We start from the raw sequence: 20,859 nt of genomic DNA on the forward strand, positions 1-20,859 counted from the left end.
GTTCTTGCGTAGCAAGGTGGCTCCGTCCTTCGCAGCACTACGCCGGCTGAGCGCAATGCTAACGAGGGTCCGACGCTTTCCCGACGCCCGCCTGCACATCCTGTCGTGAGGTCAATTCACGGCAGGAGCGGCATGCAGCCACCTCACCCCAGGGACAGCGGCAAGTACCCGCATGTCAAGACCGGCCTTCGCCGCATCTTCCACACGCTGCTCCATTCACGCGACGGCTTCATCGCCACCTTCCGTGGCGAAGCCGCCTTCCGGCAGCTGTTGCTGCTGCACGCGCTGTTGATGATCGCGGCCTTCGTGCTGGACATCAGCACCGTCGAACGTGCGGTAGTGCTGGCCGTCTGCTTCATCAGCCTGCTGGTGGAGCTGCTCAATTCGGCCATCGAAGCGGTGGTCGACCGCATCTCGCTCGATCATCACCCGCTGTCCAAGAACGCCAAGGACATGGGCAGCGCTGCCCAGACCACCGCGCTGCTGATGGTTGGCACGGTGTGGGGCGTGATCCTGCTGGGCTAGCCTTCCAATCCGCCGGGCATGACCCGGCGCTGCCCCGCGTTGATGCGTTACTGCGTGGCCAGGGCGAAATCCAGGCCCGCACACACCGCCGCCACCTGGGCGTCGTTGCATTCCTGCGGGTTGGTGCGCGGGCTGTCCGGGTAGACCTCGGTGGTGGTGGCAAAGCGCGCGTCGGTGAAGCCGGCGCAGGCACCGATCGAACGCGACTCGCCCCACACCACGCCCGGCGACTGCAGCGGCAGGCCCACCAGGTTGCCTTCGGCATCGGCCGGGGCGATGTGGGTGACCGGCGCAACCGCGGTGATCAATGCCTTCTGGAACTCGGCCTGCGGATCTTCGCTGTTGCCGATCACGTAGAAGCCGTCCGGAATGGTGTCGCGCTCGAACGGCTTGCCGTCGCGGGCGCAGCGGGCCGGATCGAACTCCTGCAGGTCGCTGTCGGTGGTCTCGTGCAGGTCCAGGTGCACCAGCAGGTTCGGCTTGCGCTCGGCCACCCAGCGCATCAGCGCGGCGGCCTCTTCGATCTGGCCACCGTCACGGAAGCTGCGGTTGGGATCGATCGCATCCGGGTTCCAGCGCTGGATGCGCTCGTAGCCCCACGGGCTGACGCACGGCGCCACGATCAGGTTCAGCCGGCCCAGGTAACGCTCGGCCTGCTGTTCCAGGAACTGCAGGGCGCCATGCACGCCGCTGGTCTCGTAGCCATGCACGCCGCCGGTGATCAGCGCGGCCGGCAGTGCCGGGTTCCAGTCATGGTTGACCACGGCGAACAGCGGATAGTGGTCCGGGGCGTAGTCCAGCTGGCCGTACTGGATCACATCGAAGATGCCGTCATCCAGCCGCTCGAGGGCGGCCACCACGTCGTCGTGGTAGCTGCGCTGGCGCTGCTGGCGGGCCCGCCACTGTGCGCGTTCCGCATCGCCCCAGGGCTGTCCGGGGGTGCCGATCGGATAGAACTGCGCAACAGTCATGGGGTACTCCAAGGGTCGAACGGGTGGGTGCAGCCGGTCATTCTAAGCCTTGTCGCGCCTGCGGATCCTGCCTTGCCGCCGCGCCTTCATCCAGCCGGGGTCATCTGGTTGTAAAATCAACGGTTTTTGGCCCCCAACCCCTTGATGGCGAACGCAGCGCAGCCGGTCCTGGGTGGACCGGAGTTCCTCCGCCTGCTCGCCCGTCTCAGCGACGGCGCGATGCCGGCCAGCAGTCCCGCCCTGACCGATCGCCTCGGCCAGTGGGTGGACTGGAGCCGTGCCGTGGCCCTGTCCGGGGCGCTCGGCGGACGCCTGCCCGAGCCGGATGAGGCCGCCGAAGCGGCCGGGGATGTGCTGGACGACTGCGCCCAGGCCCATGCCAGCCTGCTGGCCTCGATCCGCGAGGATGCCGAGGCCGAGCGCCTGCTCGACCTGGCCGAAGCCGCCGCCGCACCCAACTTCGCCTCGCTGCGCCAGCGCTATCGAGTGCTGCAGCAGGCCATCCAGACCGCCACCGGGCGCCTGCGCGGCCGCCTGCGCGACCAGCTGGTACAGGTTTCACCCGAGCTGGCACGGCTGGCAGAGGTCGATGCGGTGATGGAACAGACCCTTACCCCGCGCGAGCACAGCCTGCTGGCCACTGCGCCGGCGGTGCTCGGCGCCCGTTTTGAACGCGTGCACGGCCAGCCCGGCTGGCGCGCAGCCTTCCGCCATGACATGCGCACCCTGCTGCTCGCCGAGCTGCAGCTGCGCTTCCACCCGATCGAAGGGCTGCAAGACGCCCTGCGCTCCCACTGACCGGAACACCATGTCCAGAACTGCTTTCCATGTCGTTGTTTTCCTTGTCGGCCTGCTGGCCGTGTGCTGGATCGGCATTGGCTACGTTTCGGTGCATCCGTTGGGGGCAGCGGTGGCCGCGATCATCGCCGCCTGCTACATCGCCGGTGGCGTGGAGCTGTACCGCTACCGCCAGGCCAGCAACGGCCTGCGCACTGCGCTGAACGACCTGTCCAGCGCGAAGGGAAGCCTGGCCCCGTGGCTGGAGCGCGTGCCGGTGGGCCTGCGCAACGCGGTGCGCCTGCGCGTGGAAGGCGAGCGCACCGCCCTGCCCGCGCCGGTACTGACCCCGTACCTGGTCGGCCTGTTGGTGCTGCTGGGCATGCTCGGCACCCTGCTGGGCATGATGGATACCCTGCGCGGCACCGGTCTTGCGCTGCAGAGCGCGACCGACATGGCCGCCATCCGTGGCTCGCTGGCGTCGCCCGTGCAGGGCCTGGCGGTGGCGTTCGGCACCTCGATTGCCGGTGTCGCCAGCTCGGCCATGCTCGGCCTGCTCGCCGCCCTGCTGCGTCGTGACCGCCTGCAGGCCGTGCAGCAGCTGGACCGCGCCATTGCCGGCGACCTGCATCCGTACTCGCAGGCCTGGCAGCGCGCCGAATCGCTGCGCCTGCTGCAGGCGCAGTCCGCCGCCCTGCCAGCGCTGGTCGACCGCCTGCAGGCGATGACCAGCACCTTCGAACAGCACAGTGCGACCGCCAATGAGCGCCTGCTGGCCGGCCAGGCCGAGTTCCTGACCCAGAGCCAGGCCCTGCAGGAACGCCTGGCGGTCTCGCTGCAGCAGTCGCTGCGCGAAGGCGCCGAGGCCAGCGCCGCCGCCATCGGTGGCGCGCTGCAGCCGATGGCCGAGACCACGCTGGCCGGCCTGGCCCAGCATGGCCAGGCGCTGCATGCCCGTGTCGAGCAGGCGGTACAGCAGCAGCTGGCCGGCCTCAACGACGGTTTCGAGCGAAGCCGCGTTGCTACCGAAGCCAGCTGGGCCAAGGTGATGAGCGAGCAGACCCAAGCACAGCAGGCGCTGGTGGACGATCTGCGCCAGCACCTGCAGGCCTTCAGTGAGGGCCAAAGCGCACAGGCGGAAGCAGTGGTCACGCGTATCGGCGAGCGCCTGCAGGCCGATGCCAGCAGCAATACCGACGCCTGGCGTGCCGCCGCCGAACAGCAGCAGGCGCTGAACACCGCGCTGGTCGAGCGCCAGCAGCAGGCACTGCTGAGCGCCAGCGAGCATCTGGACACGCGCGCCGAGGCACTGCTGCAGGCACTGGACCAGCGCCATGCTGCCAGCCAGTCCTTGCTGCAGGAGCACGAAAACCAGCGTTCGCAGGATTGGCAGGCCGTGCAGGCCGCCGCCGCTGTCGCACACGCCGAACTGCAGGCCAGCCTGGACAGCCGCGAGCAGCAGCGGCAGGCGCGTTGGGATGCGGTCAGTGCCGAACTGCAGCAGGCGCACGCCACGCTGCGAGCGCAATTGCAGGCCGGTGACGAACAGCGCCTGCAGCGCTGGAGCGATGCCCTGCAGCACGTCTCCACGGATCTGGCCGAGCGCCTGCAGGCCAACGGCGAACGCCTGGCCGCGCAGCAGCAGCAGGTCTGTGACACGCTGGCTGAGACCGCGCAGCAGATCGGCGAGAACGGTCGCGCCCAGGCCAGCGCCACGCTCGCCGAAGTCTCCACCCTGCTGCAGACCGCCGCCGCCGCGCCCAAGGCCGCCGCCGACGTCATCAACGAGTTGCGCAGCACGCTCTCCGAGAGCCTGGTGCGCGACAACGCGATGCTGGAAGAACGCGGTCGCCTGCTGGCCACCGTGCAGACCCTGCTGGATGCGATCAACCACGCTTCGCACGAGCAGCGCACCGCAGTGGACGCACTGGTGGGCGGCTCGGCCGAGCTGCTGGAACGCGTCGGCAACCGCTTCACCGACCATATCGCCGCCGAGACCGGCAAGCTGGATGGGATTGCGGCAGCCCTCAGCGGCAGCGCGGGTGAGGTTGGCCAATTGGCCGGCACCTTCGGCGCCGCCGTCGAGCAGTTCGGCAGCGCTTCCACCGAACTGTCCGGCCGCCTGCAACAGATTGGCGGTGCACTGGATGCCTCGCTGGCCCGCAGCGACGAGCAGCTGGCCTACTACGTGGCGCAGGCGCGCGAAGTGGTCGATCTCAGCCTGCTGTCGCAGAAGCAGGTGATGGAAGAACTGCAGCAGCTGGCCGCGCGCCGCGGCAAGGCCGGCAGCGCATGAGTGACGAACTGGAGGTCGACGGCGGCTCGCACGCCCCGATCTGGGCCGCCTTCGGCGACCTGATGTCGGTGCTGCTGGGCGCATTCGTGCTGATCCTGGTCGGCGTGGTCGCGGTGCAGCTGGAGCTGTCGCAGCGGCTGGACCAGGAAGTGAAGCAGCGCCAGGCCGAAGCCAAGCGCCTGCAGACGCTGGAACAGGCGCTGGCCGGCCCGTTGGCCGCCGGCCGCGTGACCCTGGTCGATGGCCGCATCGGCATCAGTGGCAGCGTGCTGTTCGCGCTGAATTCCGACCAGCTGCAGCCGGAAGGCCAGGAACTGCTGCGCAGCCTGGCCGCCCCGCTGGCCGCCTACCTGGGCAGCCGCGAAGAAATCCTGATGGTCAGCGGCTTCACCGACGACGCCCCCGTGCGCGAAGGCAACCGCCGTTTCGCCGACAACTGGGAACTGTCCGCGCAGCGCTCGCTGACCGTGACCCGCACCTTGATTGCCGATGGCGTGCCCGCCGATGCGGTGTTCGCCGCCGCGTTCGGCAGCGAGCAGCCGGTCAGTTCCAACGCGAGCGAAGACGGGCGCGCGCGCAACCGTCGCGTCGAAATCGCGCCGATTCCCAAGCCCAAGGCCCCGGATGCCAAGTAAGCCGCCCGCTCTGGAAGGCCTGCGTGCGCTGGTGCGCGATCTCGATGCGGGGTCACGCTCGCTGCCGCACTACCCGCAGGTGCCGATGCTGCAGCAGGTGCAGCGCGAGTGGTCGGAACTGCGCAGCGAACTGCAGGTGCGTCGCTCGCTGCGCACCGAGGCCCCGGCCGACGGCGGTCCGCTGAACTCGGCGGTGCTGGTGCAGCGCATGCTGGACACGATGCAGGCGACAAGCCCCGGCTACCTGCGCCACTTCATCGACTACGTGGACACCCTGTCGTGGTTGCAGGCGCTGCAGGACGGTGCCGCCAGCGGCAGCGGCAGCGACACGGCAAAGCCGAAGCGCACGCGCAAGCCGCGCTGAACACCCATTGGTAGTGCCGGCCGCTGGCCGGCAACTGCACATTGCCCGACGGGTCCATGTGGCCGCCGGCCGGCACTACCCACCGCACGGAACGCCTCACAACACCTGAACATGTCACCAGACAGTCATCTGTCTAGCGCACCATTTTCACGTTGACCCACGGCGCCTGCAGCGCCCGCAGTCGCATCGGCTGTCCCTCCTTTCGAATTCCATGAGCTCCGCGCCCACGCGGTGGCTCGTGCCTGCCTGAGTGTCCGTAACATGACCAAGACTTTGTTGGCCGCTGCGCTGTCGATCGCGCTCGCTCCCGCGGCCTGGGCGCAGGATGCTGCCCCGACCTCCAGCACGCCCTCCGCCACCAACCTCGATGCGGTCTCGGTGATCGGCAGCGGTGAAGCGCGCCAGGTGCAGCGCATCACCCGCGAGAACCTAGACATCCTGCCGCCGGGTACCAGCCTGCAGAAGACCCTGAACCTGCTGCCGGGCGTCAACGCGCAGTCGGCCGATGCACTGGGTACCAACGAGCAGTCGATGACGCTCAGCCTGCGCGGCTTCAACTCCACCCGCCTCGGCTACACGCTCGATGGCGTGCCGCTGGGCGATGGCGCGTACAACAACTACAACGGCCTGACCATCAACCGTGCGCTGATCAGCGAGAACATGGCCGGCGCGGAACTGGCGGTGGGCATCGGCAGCCTCGGTACGCCGTCCACCAGCAACCTCGGCGGCACGATTTCCTATACCTCCGACCGCCCGGCCCAGGAACTCGGCGGCCGCGTGGTGCAGACCTTCGGCAGCGATGCCAACCGCCGCACCTTCGTGCGCGTGGACAGCGGCGAGTACAACGGTTTCTCCGGCTACGTCTCCGGGATGAATGCCGTCTCCGATCTGTGGAACGACCAGACCGCCTACAACACATCCACCACCAAGCAGTTCAACGCCAAGGGCGTGTGGAACTTTGGCCGCGGCCAGATCACCGGTTTCGTCGATACCTCGCGCACGACCCAGGCGGACTACTTCTACCTGTCCAAGGACGAGATGTCGCGCGGCCTGGGCTGGGACTGGGGCGGCTACGCGCCGGACTGGAACAAGGCGGTGGCCAAGGCCTACTGCAACACCGCCAGCTTCAATGCGAAGAAGTGCGACAGCAGCGGCCCGGACAAGGACGCCGATGGTGCCTTCACCGCCGGGCAGATCCTGCGTGACGACAACCTGTACTACCTGGCCGGCGACTTCTTCCTGGCCGACGGCTTCAGCCTGCGCGCGCTGGCCTACCACCATGATGACCGCGGCGAAGGCCACAACTGGAACAGCGGCGCCTGGTCGAACAAGGGCACCGCGCAGGAAATCCCGATCATCTTCCGCAATACCATCTACACCATTGACCGCGATGGCGGCACGCTGTCGTTCGATTGGGAACTGGGCGCGCACCGCATCGAAGGTGGCGTCTGGTACGAGCGCAACACCAGCAGCGCCGAGCGCTACCAGACCGCAGTGGATGGCCCGCGCGACCTGAGCGGCATGAACACCCTGCCCTCCGATGTCGGCGTTTTCGCCCAGCGTACCCGCTGGAAGACCCATCAGTTCTTCCTGAAGGACACCTGGCGCCTGCTCGATGATCGCCTGACCCTGGAGTTCGGCGCCAAGAGCCCGCACGCCACCTCCGATGCACAGGCGCTGCCGGGCGACGCAAAGACGCCGATCTCGCCGAGCTCGAACAACCAGTTCGCCACCGGTTCGCTGAAGGCCAGCAAGAATTTCCTGCCCAGCATCGGCGCCAACTTCCGCCTGGCCGAGCACCACGAACTCTTCGCCAGCTATGCCGAGAACATCGCCATGTTCCAGGGCGGCTTCAAGCTGGGCCCGCAAGCGGTGAGCCAGGCCACCTGGAATGCGCAAGGCAACCTGAAGCCGGAAGAGTCGCGCTCGGTAGAAGCCGGCTACCGCTTCGTCACCGATACCCTGCAGGCCTCGGTCGCGGCCTACAGCGTGCGCTTCGACAACCGCCTGCTGCAGTACAATCCCTGTGACTCGCGGCAGCCGGTCGGCCCGACCTGCGGCAACCGCTTCTACAACGTCGGCGGCGTCGACAGCCGTGGTGCCGAGCTGACCGTGCTGTGGACCCCGAACGCGCACTTCAGCTGGTACACCTCGGCCTCGCTGAACCGCTCGACCTATGCCTCCAACTACGTGCAGGCCGGTGTCGAGCAGCAGATCAAGGGCAAGATCCAGACCGACACGCCGAAGCAGCTGCTGGCCACCGAAATCACCTGGCGTGACAACGGCTGGTTTGCCAGCCTGCGCGGCAAGTACACCGGCGAACGCTTCTACACCTACACCAACGACCAGGGCTTCGGCGGCTTCACCGTGTTCGACCTGGCCGGTGGCTATGACTTCGGCCAAGTCGGTTTCGCCAAGGGCATGCGCCTGTCGTTCAACGTGACCAACCTGACCAACAAGCGTTACGCCAGCAACCTGGATTCGAGCGTGTTCGCGCCCAGCGACCCGGCCGGCAAGCTGTACGTGTTCCATGCCTCGGCACCGCGCCAGGTGTTCGGTACGATCGACCTTCGCTTCTGATCGACTGCCCGGAGTCCACCGATGCTCGCGACCACCCTGCTGCTGGCCACCCTCTCCGCCAGCGGATATTCCGCTCCGCACGAGGCCGCTGGCGCACCGCCACGCACCCTGCAGTTGGGCGGTCGTACTTACGTGGACAAAGGCCTGGTCGCCGCCGGGCGGCTGCCGGCGGGCACAGTGGACTTCCTGGGCGATACGCTGGGCTCGTTCTCGTCGCTGGCGGTGCAGCCCGGCACCTGGAAGCGCACCGCCACCGGCTACGAAGGCGTGCTGTGGACCCTGCCCGACCGTGGCCGCAATGATCCCGAGGCCGGCCTGTTCTACGACTACGCCGGCCGCGTAGAGCGCATGCAGCTGCTCATCGATACCACGCCGGGCAAGACCGGTGCGCTGGGCACGCTGAGCATGGTGCCGGGCAAGGGCGTGGTGCTGATGGACTTCAACGGGCACCCCTTCACCGGTGCCGACCCCGGCGACCACACCATCACCCAGCGCGACGTGGTGCTGCCCTCGCCGGCCAGCGGCGCCGGTGCGGGCAAGGTCTCGCTGGATGCGGAATCGCTGCAGTTCACCGCCGACGGTCATTTCTACATCGGCGACGAGTACACCGCCAACGTCTACTACTTCGATGCCAAGGGCCAGCTGCAGGGCGTGATCGTGGCGCCGCCCGCGATCAGGCCGCAGCGCGAGGGAAAGCCAGCGTTCGGTTCCCTTGCGCCACCGAAGAGCGGCCGCCGAAACAACCAGGGCGTGGAAGGCATGGGCCTGTCGCCCGATGGCACCCGGCTGTTCGTGGCGCTGCAGAGCGCGACGCTGCAGGACAGCGCGCAGGGCAATGCCGCAGGACGCATCAATACCCGCGTGCTGGTCTACGACGTGACGGCCTCGCCGACGCCACAGCAGCCTATCGGCCATTACGTGATGGCCCTGCCCGCCTACGCGCACGACGGCAAGGGCAAGCTCGACCGCACCGCTGCGCAGAGCGAACTGCGCGTACTGGACGCCCACCGCTTCCTTCTGCTGGCCCGTGATGGCAACGGCCTGGGCAAGGACGGCAACGACCCGATCGTCTACAAGTCGGTGCTGCTGGTGGATGTGGCCGCTGCCAGCAACCTGGCCGGCAGCGCCTACGAAACCGGCACGACCTCGGTACTGGCCGGCCCCTCCGATACGGCATTGAAGGCCGGCATCGTGCCCGCGCGCAGTGACGAGTTGCTGAACCTGCTCGACCGCCCGCAGCTTGCACGTGCGGGGCTGGACCTGGACACCAAGCGCGGCCCGCATGCCGGCCTGCTGTCAGAGAAGTGGGAAGCCATGGACGTGCTGCCGGCGCTGGACCCGCAGCACCCGAACGACGTGCTGCTGTTGATCGGCAACGACAACGACTTCATCGCCCGCCACTGCCGCATGCAGGGCGAGGCCTGTGACAGCCCTTACGACAACGACAACCGCGTGCTGGTCTACCGCCTCACCCTGCCCTGAAAACAGGGGGTGCAAGCCACTGGCGGGCAACTGCCATGGGCGCAATCCTGGTAGTGCCGGCCGCTGGCCGGCATCACGCCCAGACCGACCACGCAAGTGCGTACTCGCCAATCTGCCCCGCAAGACCAGCGCGTACCAGCGACTGCTCAGCCCTCAACGCAACGGGTAGTGCCGGCCGCTGGCCGGCATCACGCCCAGACCGACCACGCATGTGGGTACTCGCCAATCTGCCCAGCAAGACCAGCGCGCACCGGATTCCCGAGGATGTACAGAGCTTGCCGCGCCAGCGACTCCCCAGCCCTCAACGCAACGGGTAGTGCCGGCCGCTGGCCGGCATTACGCCCAGACCGACCACGCATGTGGGTACTCGCCAACCTGCCCCGCAAGACCAGCGCGCACCGGATTCCCGAGGATGTACAGAGCCTGCCGCGCCAGCGACTCCTCAGCCCTCACCGCGTGATCGAAGTAGCCAGGCTGCCAGACCGTACTTCGACGACCCGCCAGGCGATTCAGCGCAAGCGCACTCGACGACTTCATTCGGCGCGCAATGTCTGGAAGGTGAGCTGCGCTCAGCTCGAACATCCAGTGGACGTGATCCGGCATGACGACCCATGCGAGTGACTGCACCAGCCCGCGCTGTTCGATGTAATGGAACTGGTCGATTACACATGCTGCTGCAGCTTCGCTTTCAAAGAGCCGGCAGCGCTGATACGTGGTAGTTGTCAGAACGTAGACCTGGCCGATGATCGAGCGACGGCCCAGGCGGAGGCGATGGCTGCTCATGCCCCATAGTGGAGCGATCAGTGGGTGTTGAACGTCAGATCACGCCTCGACGGGTGTTGGGGGATGTCTGAAGTTGAATGAGGTTGCCGGCCAGCGGCCGGCACTACCAGGAATTATGGCTTGCCGGCCAGCGGCCGGCACTACCAGGGATTATGGCTTGCCGGCCAGCGGCCGGCACTACCGGGGATCATGGGTTGCCGGCCAGCGGCCGGCACTACCAGGGGCATGGGTTGCCGGCCCGGCCGCCGTCGGGGCTCACCCGCGCAGGGTGGCGCCGCCGTCCACGTACAGGTCGCTCATCGCCACGTGGCCGGCCTGTTCGGACAGCAGGAACATCACCGCATGGGCGATGTCGTCGGGCGTGGCCAGCTTGCGCAGTGGAATACCCGCCTTGTAGGTCTCCGGGCTGCCGGCGATCACCCGCTCGGCGCCGTGCTCGTCCTGCCACATGCCGGTCTGCATCGGGGTCAGCGTTGAACCCGGGGCGACGATGTTGCAGCGGATGCCAAGCGGCGCCAGTTCCAACCCGAGGCAACGGGTGAACATGGTGGCGGCAGCCTTGGACGCCGCATAGGCGGCCATGCCATGCCGCGGCACCCCCGCCGCGTTCGAGCTGACAGTGACAATCGTGCCCTGCCGGCGCGGCGACATCACCCGCGCCAATGCGCGCCCGACATGGAATACGCCATCGGCGTTCACCGAAAATACCCGGCGCCAGTCGGCATCGGTGGTGCCGGCGACGTCGCCCACGTGCAGCACCCCGGCCACGCTTGCGGCCAGGCCGATTGGCCCGAGGCTGGCTTCCACCCGATCCACCAGTGCGTCCACCGCCACACTGTCGGTCACATCGAGCGAAAACGCGTGCACGCGCGCATCCTCCACGCGGGGCGCCTCGCGATCGGTTGCCACCACCGTGCAGCCGGCCTCGGCCAACAGCCGTACCAGTGCTTCACCGATGCCACCGGCAGCGCCAGTCACCAGCGCCACGCGACCTTCAAAGCCGGTCAACTGCATGTTGTGATCTCCTGTTGCTCATCCCAGTGGCGCAGCCGCGCCGACAGCCACGGTGCCAGCTGCGCCACCGCATCGCGTCCGGTCAGCTCGGCGTGCAGGAACGGCAGTTCCAGCGCCTGCACCTTGCGCGCATGTGCCCGCCACAGCGCCGACTGCAGCTGCGGGCGGGCCTGGTGGTCACGACCGGCGCGCACATGCACCAGGGTGCCGTCGAACGGCCGGTGGATGTGTTCGCGGATCAAGCCGTTGGTACCGGTCACCGCGCGCACCACGCCGTCCAGCACCACGTCCGGCAGGCTGCCGAGCGCGCTGCCACCTCGTCGCAGGAATGCAAGGATGCGTTCGCGGCTGTCCAGCTCCGGATGCGCCTCCGGATCATGGCCGGCGATCGCCAGCAGGGCGCGCAGCGCAGCAATCGGGTCGGGCTCCGGTTCGGCGCGCCAGCACTCGCTGGGGTAGGCATCCAGCAGTACCAGCTCCCCCACCTCACGGCCGATCTCGTGCAGGCGCACCGCCATCGCCTGGGCGAGGATGCCACCCACCGACCAGCCGAGCAGATGCACTGGACCCTGCGGCTGCAATGTCACGATGCGCCGTACGTAGTCGTTGGCCATCGCTTCGATGCTGGACGGCATCGGTTCGCGTGCATCCAGCGCGGGTGACTGCAGGCCGTACACCGCGCGTGCCGGCTGCAGTGCCTTGGCCAGGGCCCGGTAGTTCCATGCGATGCCACCGGCCGGATGCAGCACGAACAACGGTGCAGGCCCGGTGGCATCGGTGGCGGCCAACGCAATGACCGGCCCCAACGCATGGTCGGCCAGTGCCGGGGGTTCAGCGATGCGCGTCGCCAAAGCGGCCACGGTTGGCTGGGCGAACAAGGCACCCAGGCCAAGATCGCAGCGCCAGCGTTGTTCGATGGCCAGCAGCAGGTGCACCGCCGACAGCGAATCGCCACCGAGGCTGAAGAAGTCGGCATCCACCGCTACCGGTGCCTCGCGGCCCAGCGCCTGCGCGAACAACACGGCCAGTTCCTGCTCCAGCGGCGTGCGCGGCGCCAACCCGCCCATGTCCTGCTGCGGCGGCTTCGGCAACGCATTGCGGTCCAGCTTGCCGTTGGCGGTCACCGGCCAGTGATCGATGCCAACGAACGCCGAGGGCACCATGTAGTCCGGCACGCGCGTGGCCAGATGGCTGCGCAGTGCGGTGGCATCTGCCAGCGCGGACGGCACGTAGGCCACCAGCCGGGCATCACCGGGCGCGTCCTGGCGCAACAGCACTTCCACGCGCGCCATGCCCGGCAGCTCGCGCAGCGCCGCCTCGATCTCGCCCAGCTCGATGCGTAGGCCGCGCAGCTTCACCTGATGGTCGCTGCGGCCGAGGTACTCGACCGCACCATCGTCGCGCCAGCGCGCCACATCGCCGGTGCGATAGATGCGTTCGCCCGGCAGGAATGGGTCGGCAAGGAAGCGCTCGGCGGTCAGATCATCCCGGCCCAGGTAGCCACGTGCCAGCTGCACGCCACCGAGGTAGAGAGCACCGGGCACGCCAACCGGCAGCGCCTGCATCCGCGCGTCCAGCACGTACATGCGGGTATTCCAGACCGGGAAGCCGATCGGCACCGGCCGTGAACGGTCCTGCGCCGACGCCGGCCAGTAGCTCACGTCCACGGCCGCTTCGGTCGGGCCATACAGGTTGTGCAGTTCAGCGTGCACGCGTGCATGGAAGCGGTCACGCAGCGAAGCGTCCAGCGCCTCGCCACTGGTGAACACACGACGCAGCTGCAGGCCTTCAGAGGCCGGTGCGGCAAGGAAGGCATCGAGCATCGACGGCACGAAGTGCGCCGTGGTGATGTCATGCGCCAGGATCAACCGCGCCAGCTCGGTGGGATTACGATGCGCGTCCGGGCCGGCCACCACCAGCGTGGCCCCGCACAGCAGCGGCAGGAAGAACTCCCAGACCGAGACATCGAAGGTGGCCGGGGTCTTCTGCAGCACGCGGTCGTCGGCGCGGATGCCGTAATGCTCGCGCATCCACAGCAGGCGGTTGACGATGGCGCGGTGCTCGATGACCACGCCCTTGGGTTCGCCAGTCGAACCGGAGGTGTAGATCACATAGGCCGCATCGTCCGGTGCCGGATCGGCCCACGGCGCGGCGAAGCTCAGTGCGGTCCACTGTTCCGGTGCGAGCACCGGCACCGTGGACATCCGCGCCGACACATCCGCCGCCGCCAGCACGCAAGCCGGCTTCGCCGAGGCCAGGATACGCGCCAGGCGCTCATCAGGATGCGCCAGGTCCAGCGGCAGGTAAGCGGCTCCCGCACGCAGCACGGCCACCAGCGCGATCACCAGCTCCAGCGAGCGTGGCAACGCCACCGCCACCACGCTGCCTGGGCCGACGCCCATCGCGCGCAGCTGGGCGGCCAGCGCAAAGCTGCGCGCCTCCAGCGTGGCGTGGTCCAGCTCGGTATCGCCGAACACCAGTGCGGTCGCCTGCGGATCGCGGTCCATGCCCTGCTGCAGCAGCTCGACCAGCGTGGTCTGCGGCAGCGCATGCGCGGTGGCATTGAAGCGGTGGACCACCTGCTGGGCTTCCTCGGCCGTGGCCAGCGGTACCGTCGCAATATCGTCAGCGCCCAGCGCCGCCGACACGAAATGCAGCAGGCGCGCGGCATGGGCCTGCACCTCCTCACGGTTGTACAGCGCAGGGTTCGCTTCGATTTCCAGGTCCAGCACGCGCTGGCCATCGCCACGGAAGCCCAGCGTCAGGTCGTCCACCGGACCGGTGCACAGCACCTCCAGCGTCGCCTGCACGCCCGGCAATGCCAGCGGCGCGTAGAACGGCTGCACATTTACCAGCGGACCATGCAGCCGCTGCTGTGCGCCCACCAGGCCCAGATCGCGACGCAGCTGTTCGCCACGGTAGCGGCCATGCTTGCGGCCCTGGCTGAGCTGCCGGCCCAATGCCCGGGTAAACGCCTCGACACTGCCCTCGCCCGCCGCGACACGCAGCGGCAGCACGTTCATCACCATCGCCGGCACGCGCGCCGACGCGTTGCCGAGCCGCCCCATGAAGGGGACGCCCAACACCACTTCGTCGGCCGCGCTCATCCGCCGCAGGTACTCGGCCGACAGCGCGGCCAGCACATCCGGCCAGGGTTGCAGCCAGCGCGCCGACGCCTGCAGCAGCTGCTCGCGGAACGCGGCGTCGAGGGGCTGCACCCAGCGCAGCGCGTCATCGCTGGCCGGCTCGGTACCTGCCAGGCCCACGCCCGCAGGTGCCCCGTGCAACTGCTCGCGCCACCACTGGCCGGCCAGTTCACGACGTGCATCTACGCGATAGGCCGCATCGTCGGCCAGCACCCCAGCCAAGCCCGGCAGGGGCTCACCCGCGCGGCCGGCATACAGCGCGCAGACACGGTCGCTGAACAGTGCCATGCCATAGCCATCGGCGGCCAGGTGATGCACACGCAGGTACCAGGCCCAGCGCTGCCCGCCCAGGTCGAACAGCACCTGCTGGCTGATCCGGTCGCGGGTCGGATCGACCGCGCTGAGCCGGTCGGCCTGCATCTGGGCGCGCGCCGCCGCTGCAGGATCGGCCTCGCCGGACAGGTCGCGCACCGACAGCAGCGGCACGTGTGCCGGGTCATGCCACTGCAATGGCTGCCCGTCGGAGCCTTCGGCAAAGCGCAGCGCGAAGGCCTCGGATTCAACCGCCGCCTGGTTGGCCGCCGCCACGAACGCGGGCACCTCCAGCAAGCCGTCGATCCACACCGCATGGGCGGTATTGAACGACGGATTGTCGGGTGCAAGCCGCTGCGCAAACCATAGCCCGGCCTGCGCCTCGGTCAGTGCCAGCGGCGTGGCCAACGCGGTGGCGTTCATGCGCGCTGCGCAGCCTGCAGCGTCTGCACCACACCCCACCACTGGCGCAGCGTGGTGTGTTCGGCCAGCTGCGAGAACTCCAGCGGCAACCCGGTGTTGCCCCAGGCCAGCACCAGGCCGAGCATGCGCATCGAATCCAGGTCCAGGTCGATCAGGTTGTCGTCGTCACCGATCTCGGCCGGCGCACAGTCCAGCACCCGTGCCACATCGGCACGCATGCGCTCCAGGTCAAGCACCTCACCCGTAGCGGTCATTACAGCGCCTCCAGCAGCTGGTCGGTTGTCATCGGCACACCGCTGGTACGCGCGATCCAGTGCAGCGCCTGATCGTGGTCGGCGCGCGAGAAATCCGCCACGGCATCGGCGGCGATGAAGGCTTCGATGTCGCGCTGGAACGCTTCCACCACCGTCGCCTTGCAACCGATATGCGCATACACACCGGTCACCAGCAGCTGGTCGCGTCCCCGCACCCGCATCAGCGTTTCCAGGTTGCTGCGCTGGAACGCGCTGTAGCGGTGCTTCACCAGCACATGCTCACCCGGCTGCGGTGCGACGGCGTCGATGATCGGCTCATGGTCGGCGATGCGGCGCATGCCCGGCCCCCACAGGTCGGCCTGCAGGCCGCGATCACGACGATCCTGGTCACCGTGCTGGGCAGTGTAGAACACCGGAATGCCGTGGGCACGGCAATGCGCCAGCAGCCGCGCGATGTTGTCCACGGCCGGTCGCAGCGGCGCGTTGCCGGCATCGAACGCGGCCAGGAAGTAGCGCTGCATATCGTGTACCAGCAGCGCGATGCGATCGCGCTGCGGGCGCCACGGCCCGCGCGCCTGCGGCAGTTCCGCGGCGGTCGGCAGGGAATAGGGGGTGATGCGGGGCAGCGCCATCAGCGCGTTTCTCCTGTCTGTTGCAGATGACGCGCGCGCAGCTGCGCACGCAGTTCGCGGCGGCTGATCTTGCCGACCGCAGTGGTATCGAAACTGTCGACGAACACGACCTGGTCCGGCACCTTGAACGCAGCCAGGCCGCGCGTGCGCATCCAGGCTTTCAGTGCGGGCGCCTTGATCGGCTCACCCTGCTGGATCACGAACGCGCAGCTGCGCTCACCGAGATACGCGTCGGGAATGGAGACCACGGCCGCGTCGAACACCGCGGGGTGGGCCAGCAGATGGTCCTCGATCTCCTCGGCGGAGATCTTTTCGCCGGCCCGGTTGATGTGGTCACCCGCGCGCCCCTGCACCACCAGGTAGCCGCCGGGCAGCTGCTGCACGCGGTCGCCGGTGCGGTAGAAGCCATCGTCGGTGAACGAGCGTGCATTGGCCACCGCATCGTTGTGATAGCCGCGGATCGTATACGGGCCGCGGGTCAGCAGATGGCCCACCTCGCCTTCGGCCACCGGCTGGTCATGGTCGTCGACCACGCGCACTTCGTCGTCCGCACTGATCGGCCGCCCCTGGCAGGCGACGATCAGGTCCTCCGGATCATCCAACCGGGTGTAATTGACCAGGCCTTCGGCCATGCCGAACACCTGCTGCAACGTGCAGCCCAGGCCGTCGATCACCCGCCGCGCGGCCTCGGGCACCAGCTTGGCGCCCCCCACCTGCAGCACCTGCAGGCTGGACAGGTCGTGCGGGGTGGTCGCCGCCGCCTGCGCCCACAGCAACGCCAGCGGCGGCACCAGGCCACAGCAGGTCACCTGTTCGCGGGCGATCAGCGGGAACGCCGCGTCCGGGCCGGGGCCGGGACTGAGCACCACGCGGGCACCGGCATACAGCGCGCCGAAGAAACCGGGCGAGCTCATCGGGAAATTGTGCGCGGCCGGCAGCGCGACCAGGTACACGCTGTCGCGGTCGATGCCGCAGATCGCGTTGCTGGCGCGGAACGAATAGATGTAGTCGTCGTGCGTACGCGGAATCAGTTTGGACAGGCCGGTGCTGCCACCGGAGATCTGCAGGAACGCCACCGACTGCGGGTCGGGGTCGGCCGGCAGCTGTGCGCGGTCGCCCTGCAGCCCGTCCAGCGCGATGAACTCCTGCGCGTCGCCGTCGATCACCACCGTGCGTATCGCCGGCACGTCGGCCTGCAACGCCCGCGCCAGCCCGCGATGATCGAAGCCGTCGTGCAGATCGGTGGTGATGTAGGCACTGGCTTCGGCCTTGCTGGCGAAGTGCACCAGCTCGGTGATGCGATGCGCGGGCAGCGCATACACCGGCACCAGGCCAGCGCGGAACAGGCCACAGACCGTGGTGATGAAACCGGCCGTATTGCCCAACTGCACCAGCACCCGCTCACCCGGCTGCAACCCACGTTCCAGCAGCCCGGCACCGATACGGCCGGCTTCGTGCCACAGCTGCGCATAGCTCAGGCGCACGTCGCCAGCGACCACGGCAATGTCATCGGCATAGCATTCCGCGCGCTCGCGCAGGAAGGCCGGGAAGGTTTCGCCACGCCAGTGACCGGCCTCGCGATAGCGCGCCACCAGGTCATCAGGCCATACCTGCCGCAGCGGCATGCGGGAAGACGTGTCGGGGATGTTCATGCTGCAGGCTCGATCGCAGGCGCGGCGTCGTGGACGCCCAGCGCATTCAACAGGGCAGCGAATTTCGCTGCGGTCTCGGCCACTTCGGCCTCGGGCTGCGACTCGGCGACGATGCCGGCACCTGCGTACAGGCGCAGCTGCGTACCCTGCAGTCGCGCACAGCGGATCGCCACGTACCAGTCGCCGTCGCCCTGGGCGTCCAGCCAGCCGACCGCGCCCGCATAGAAGCCGCGCGGCACGGGCTCAAGCTCACGGATGCGCTGCAGTGCGGCCGCTCGTGGCGTGCCGCAGACTGCCGGGGTGGGGTGCAGCTGCGCCAACAGTTCGGCGGCCGAGGTCTGCGGATCCTTCAGCGTGGCATGGATGCGCGTGCCAAGGTGCCACATGCTGGCAGTGGCATGCAGCGCCGGGCGCGGCTGCACATCGATATGGCTGCAGTACGGGGCCAGGCCATCGACAATCGCCTCAACGACGTGGCGGTGTTCGTCATGATCCTTGGTCGAAGCCTGCAATGCCTGCGCGGCGCGTTCGTCCTCGCCGGGATCGGCACTGCGACGTGCCGATCCGGCCAATGGATGCGACAACAGCTGCGCTCCACGCTTGCGCAGCAGCAACTCGGGCGTTGCGCCGATCAGCCAGGCGGGCGCCTCCCCCAGTTCGACCGGAAGCGGAACCGCGTAGGTGGCCACCGAAGGATCGGCGCCCAGACGCGCCAGCAGCACCTCCGGCGACAGCGCGTTGCGGGTACGCGCCAACAGGCTGCGCGCCAACACCACCTTGTGCAGGTCCTGTTCGGGTGCGCGCAGCGCCTCCACCGCAGTGGCAACGGCGGCTGCATAGTCCTGCGCTGCGGGCTCGGCCTGCAGTGCGCCCTGCAGCGCGGGTGCCGCCTGTGGCTGCAGCGGCAACGCCGGCAGCAGGCGCTCGGGCTGGTACAGCGCATCGTCGGCGCGCGGCTCGAACGGCACCGCCCCGACCAGCAGGCCCGGGCCACCGCGCTGCTGCGCGAAGAAGGTAGCGGCACGCTCGGCCAAGGTCGCCAAGGCGCCCGTCGGCAGCGCTGTACGGCACCCGCGTGCGTGTACATGCTGGCCAGCGTGCTGCAACAGGAACAGCGAGGCGTCGTCGCCGTGTTCCAGCGTCGACGGCACAGCCTCGGGCCACGCGCCCTGCATCAGGGAATCGTTCATGCGGTCTCCTTCATCCGATGCGCTGCGGCCAGCACGCACAGCAACAGCAGCAGCGCGCCCACCAGCAGGTATGGCAGGCTCGGCCCGCCGCGATACAACAGCGTGCCGAGCATCGGCCCGGCCACCATGCCCAGGCCCTGCGCGGCGGCCACAGTGCCAGCGGCGGCGCCCTGCTCGTGCGCCTCCACGGCATCGGCGGCCAGCGCCTGGAACGAGGGGAACACGAAGCCCATGCCGAAGGCGGCCAGTGCGTAGGCCGCCGGCAGCTGCCAGCCGTGCTGCACGCCCGCCACCGAGGCGAAGCCGATACCGGAAATGAGCGCACCGAGGATGATCCAGCGGCGCGGGTGCACGTCCAGCTTCATCACCAGCGCCTGCGCCACGATCAGGCCGACGCCGACCGCGGTAAGCGCGATGCCGGCCATGCGCGCGCCGGCTGCAGCATCCAGACCCAATCGATCGATCGCGAAGAAGCCGACGGTCACCTGCGCGATGGTGACCGACACCATCGCAATGAACGCTGCCAGCTGCGGCAGGCGCAGGCGCGGGTCGAGACGGCGCATGGGCGGGCGGTGTTGTGCGCCGACTCCCGCCGCCGGGGGCGTGGCCGGCAGCCGCCAGGCCAGCAATGCCAGCGCCAGCAGCGGCAGTACGGCGGCCACATACAGCGCCAGCGACAGATTGGTATAGGCCAGCCAACCCGCCGCTGCCGGACCCAGCACCATGCCCAAGGCGTTGGCGCTGCCTAGGCGCGCGAGGAAGCTGGCGCGCTGTCCGGCCGGGGCCTTGTCAGCGATCAGTGCGGCGGCCGTGGGCGGGACGGCCGCATAGAACAGCCCGATCAGGCCGCGCGCACCCACCAGCACCAGCACCGACACCAGCACCGGCGGCACCGCTTGCAAAGCCACGTCGATGAACACCGCCAGCGCGATATAGACCACGGTGTAGGCACTCATCGCCAGCATCAGCACGCGCTTGCGGCCGATGCGGTCGCTGAGCTGCCCCCAGGGGCGCGCGGCCAGCATCCACAGCACGCCAGCGGCGGTAACCGAGAGCCCGGCATGCCATTCGGACAGACCGAGCATGCGGACCACCGGGCCGATCACGGCGACGAAGGACATCATCGCCATGGTGCCGATCAGGGCCGCCAGGACCAGCGCCGGCAAGCCGGGGACGACGGGACGTGCGTGCATGGAACACCAGCCGTAAACAGGAAAGGATCACCGGGCGCTCACCTGCGCCCCGCCCGGCATCGGCCCTGCTCAGGACCGGATGCCATCCTCAAATGATAACGGCTCGTATTTGCATTTGATACCCATTCTCTTGAACGGGCATGCAACAGTGGATTCAGCGCGTTGCACGCAGGCCCAGCAGACCACGCCGCTTGAACCACCATTCCAGGGGCAACGTCACCAGCGGCGGGATGGCCGCCAGCAGCGCCACGGCGCTCGCCCACCACGGCCAGCGCAGGCGCACGGCCGCGAACAGGGTGACCGCCACGTAGACCAGGAACGCCACGCCATGCAGTGGGCCAAACAACTTCACCAGCGCCACATTGGCCATCGGGCCGTACTTCATCCACATGCCGATAAGCAGGCCGGCCCAGGTCACGGCCTCGATGAAAGCGACCGCCGCGAACAGGCGTCCGCTCGGGTGCATGGGGGAACGTTGGGTCACGCGGGGCTCCGGCATCGGGATGTCAAATGCGAATGATACGCAGATGCACACCGTCTGTAGCAACTGTCTTGTCAGGCGGAGGCCATCTGGGCCTCCGCTTCCCGTTTGCGGGCGTTGAGGATCACCAGCATCTTGCGCATTACCGC

16 protein-coding genes and 2 pseudogenes are annotated in these 20,859 nt (G+C 68.5%); 7 read left to right on the top strand and 11 right to left on the bottom strand.

Annotated elements, in window-relative coordinates:
- Positions 1 to 132: 132 nt before the first annotated feature.
- Positions 133 to 525 (top strand): diacylglycerol kinase, encoded by a 393-nt coding sequence (locus ACMZPQ_RS21780; RefSeq protein WP_197581675.1) that lies wholly within the window; start codon positions 133 to 135, stop codon positions 523 to 525.
- Positions 526 to 572: 47 nt separating this feature from the next.
- Here the strand turns inward: ACMZPQ_RS21780 and ACMZPQ_RS21785 are convergent, their stop codons facing one another.
- Positions 573 to 1,496: a M14 family zinc carboxypeptidase gene (locus ACMZPQ_RS21785; protein WP_197581673.1), complete on the bottom strand. Its 924-nt coding sequence runs from the start codon at positions 1,494 to 1,496 to the stop codon at positions 573 to 575.
- A gap of 144 nt (positions 1,497 to 1,640) precedes the next feature.
- Here ACMZPQ_RS21785 and ACMZPQ_RS21790 point away from each other — a divergent pair, with 144 nt between their 5' ends.
- The 6 genes and pseudogenes from ACMZPQ_RS21790 (at position 1,641) to ACMZPQ_RS21815 (ending at position 9,630) form a co-directional block, all read left to right on the top strand.
- Positions 1,641 to 2,294, top strand: a complete 654-nt coding sequence (locus ACMZPQ_RS21790) for a DUF3348 family protein (protein ID WP_197581671.1) — start codon at positions 1,641 to 1,643, stop codon at positions 2,292 to 2,294.
- A gap of 10 nt (positions 2,295 to 2,304) precedes the next feature.
- Entirely contained in the window at positions 2,305 to 4,569 is a 2,265-nt protein-coding gene (locus ACMZPQ_RS21795; protein WP_197581669.1) for a DUF802 domain-containing protein, read from the top strand.
- Complete coding sequence (locus tag ACMZPQ_RS21800; protein WP_006449800.1) at positions 4,566 to 5,204, top strand: OmpA family protein; 639 nt, start codon at positions 4,566 to 4,568, stop codon at positions 5,202 to 5,204. Before ACMZPQ_RS21795 ends, ACMZPQ_RS21800 begins: the two co-directional genes overlap by 4 nt.
- Positions 5,173 to 5,568, top strand: a pseudogene (locus ACMZPQ_RS21805) (DUF2894 domain-containing protein); the annotation flags it as partial. The gene ACMZPQ_RS21800 and the pseudogene ACMZPQ_RS21805, both read left to right, overlap by 32 nt.
- Before the next feature lie 261 nt (positions 5,569 to 5,829).
- Positions 5,830 to 8,148 (top strand): TonB-dependent receptor domain-containing protein, encoded by a 2,319-nt coding sequence (locus ACMZPQ_RS21810; protein ID WP_197581665.1) that lies wholly within the window; start codon positions 5,830 to 5,832, stop codon positions 8,146 to 8,148.
- A 21-nt stretch (positions 8,149 to 8,169) separates the two neighbouring features.
- On the top strand, positions 8,170 to 9,630 hold the full coding sequence (locus ACMZPQ_RS21815; protein WP_197581663.1) for an esterase-like activity of phytase family protein: 1,461 nt from the start codon (positions 8,170 to 8,172) through the stop codon (positions 9,628 to 9,630).
- 188 nt (positions 9,631 to 9,818) lie between these two features.
- Here ACMZPQ_RS21815 and ACMZPQ_RS21820 read toward each other — a convergent pair.
- The 10 genes and pseudogenes from ACMZPQ_RS21820 to ACMZPQ_RS21865 form a co-directional block, all read right to left on the bottom strand.
- Positions 9,819 to 9,938, bottom strand: a pseudogene (locus ACMZPQ_RS21820) (REP-associated tyrosine transposase); the annotation flags it as partial.
- Positions 9,939 to 9,966: 28 nt separating this feature from the next.
- Positions 9,967 to 10,413: an REP-associated tyrosine transposase gene (locus tag ACMZPQ_RS21825; protein ID WP_197581661.1), complete on the bottom strand. Its 447-nt coding sequence runs from the start codon at positions 10,411 to 10,413 to the stop codon at positions 9,967 to 9,969.
- 255 nt (positions 10,414 to 10,668) lie between these two features.
- Positions 10,669 to 11,427: a 2,3-dihydro-2,3-dihydroxybenzoate dehydrogenase gene (locus tag ACMZPQ_RS21830; protein ID WP_197581659.1), complete on the bottom strand. Its 759-nt coding sequence runs from the start codon at positions 11,425 to 11,427 to the stop codon at positions 10,669 to 10,671.
- On the bottom strand, positions 11,418 to 15,308 hold the full coding sequence (locus ACMZPQ_RS21835) for a non-ribosomal peptide synthetase (protein ID WP_414486250.1): 3,891 nt from the start codon (positions 15,306 to 15,308) through the stop codon (positions 11,418 to 11,420). The genes ACMZPQ_RS21830 and ACMZPQ_RS21835 overlap by 10 nt, the downstream gene beginning before the upstream one ends.
- Positions 15,305 to 15,562, bottom strand: coding sequence for a phosphopantetheine-binding protein (locus tag ACMZPQ_RS21840; RefSeq protein WP_008266045.1), 258 nt, complete (start codon positions 15,560 to 15,562; stop codon positions 15,305 to 15,307). Before ACMZPQ_RS21840 ends, ACMZPQ_RS21835 begins: the two co-directional genes overlap by 4 nt.
- Entirely contained in the window at positions 15,562 to 16,194 is a 633-nt protein-coding gene (locus ACMZPQ_RS21845) for an isochorismatase family protein (RefSeq protein WP_197581655.1), read from the bottom strand. Before ACMZPQ_RS21845 ends, ACMZPQ_RS21840 begins: the two co-directional genes overlap by 1 nt.
- Positions 16,194 to 17,846 carry an AMP-binding protein gene (locus ACMZPQ_RS21850; RefSeq protein ID WP_197581653.1) on the bottom strand — a complete coding sequence of 551 codons (1,653 nt, stop codon included), beginning with the start codon at positions 17,844 to 17,846 and terminating at the stop codon, positions 16,194 to 16,196. Before ACMZPQ_RS21850 ends, ACMZPQ_RS21845 begins: the two co-directional genes overlap by 1 nt.
- Positions 17,843 to 19,036 carry an isochorismate synthase gene (locus tag ACMZPQ_RS21855; RefSeq protein WP_197581651.1) on the bottom strand — a complete coding sequence of 398 codons (1,194 nt, stop codon included), beginning with the start codon at positions 19,034 to 19,036 and terminating at the stop codon, positions 17,843 to 17,845. Before ACMZPQ_RS21855 ends, ACMZPQ_RS21850 begins: the two co-directional genes overlap by 4 nt.
- Positions 19,033 to 20,229, bottom strand: coding sequence for an MFS transporter (locus ACMZPQ_RS21860; RefSeq protein ID WP_414486251.1), 1,197 nt, complete (start codon positions 20,227 to 20,229; stop codon positions 19,033 to 19,035). Before ACMZPQ_RS21860 ends, ACMZPQ_RS21855 begins: the two co-directional genes overlap by 4 nt.
- A 154-nt stretch (positions 20,230 to 20,383) precedes the next feature.
- Positions 20,384 to 20,695 carry a DUF3817 domain-containing protein gene (locus ACMZPQ_RS21865; RefSeq protein ID WP_197581711.1) on the bottom strand — a complete coding sequence of 104 codons (312 nt, stop codon included), beginning with the start codon at positions 20,693 to 20,695 and terminating at the stop codon, positions 20,384 to 20,386.
- Positions 20,696 to 20,859 lie beyond the last annotated feature (164 nt).

The organism is Stenotrophomonas maltophilia (genome assembly GCF_047497515.2).
In the GTDB taxonomy this organism is placed as follows: domain Bacteria; phylum Pseudomonadota; class Gammaproteobacteria; order Xanthomonadales; family Xanthomonadaceae; genus Stenotrophomonas.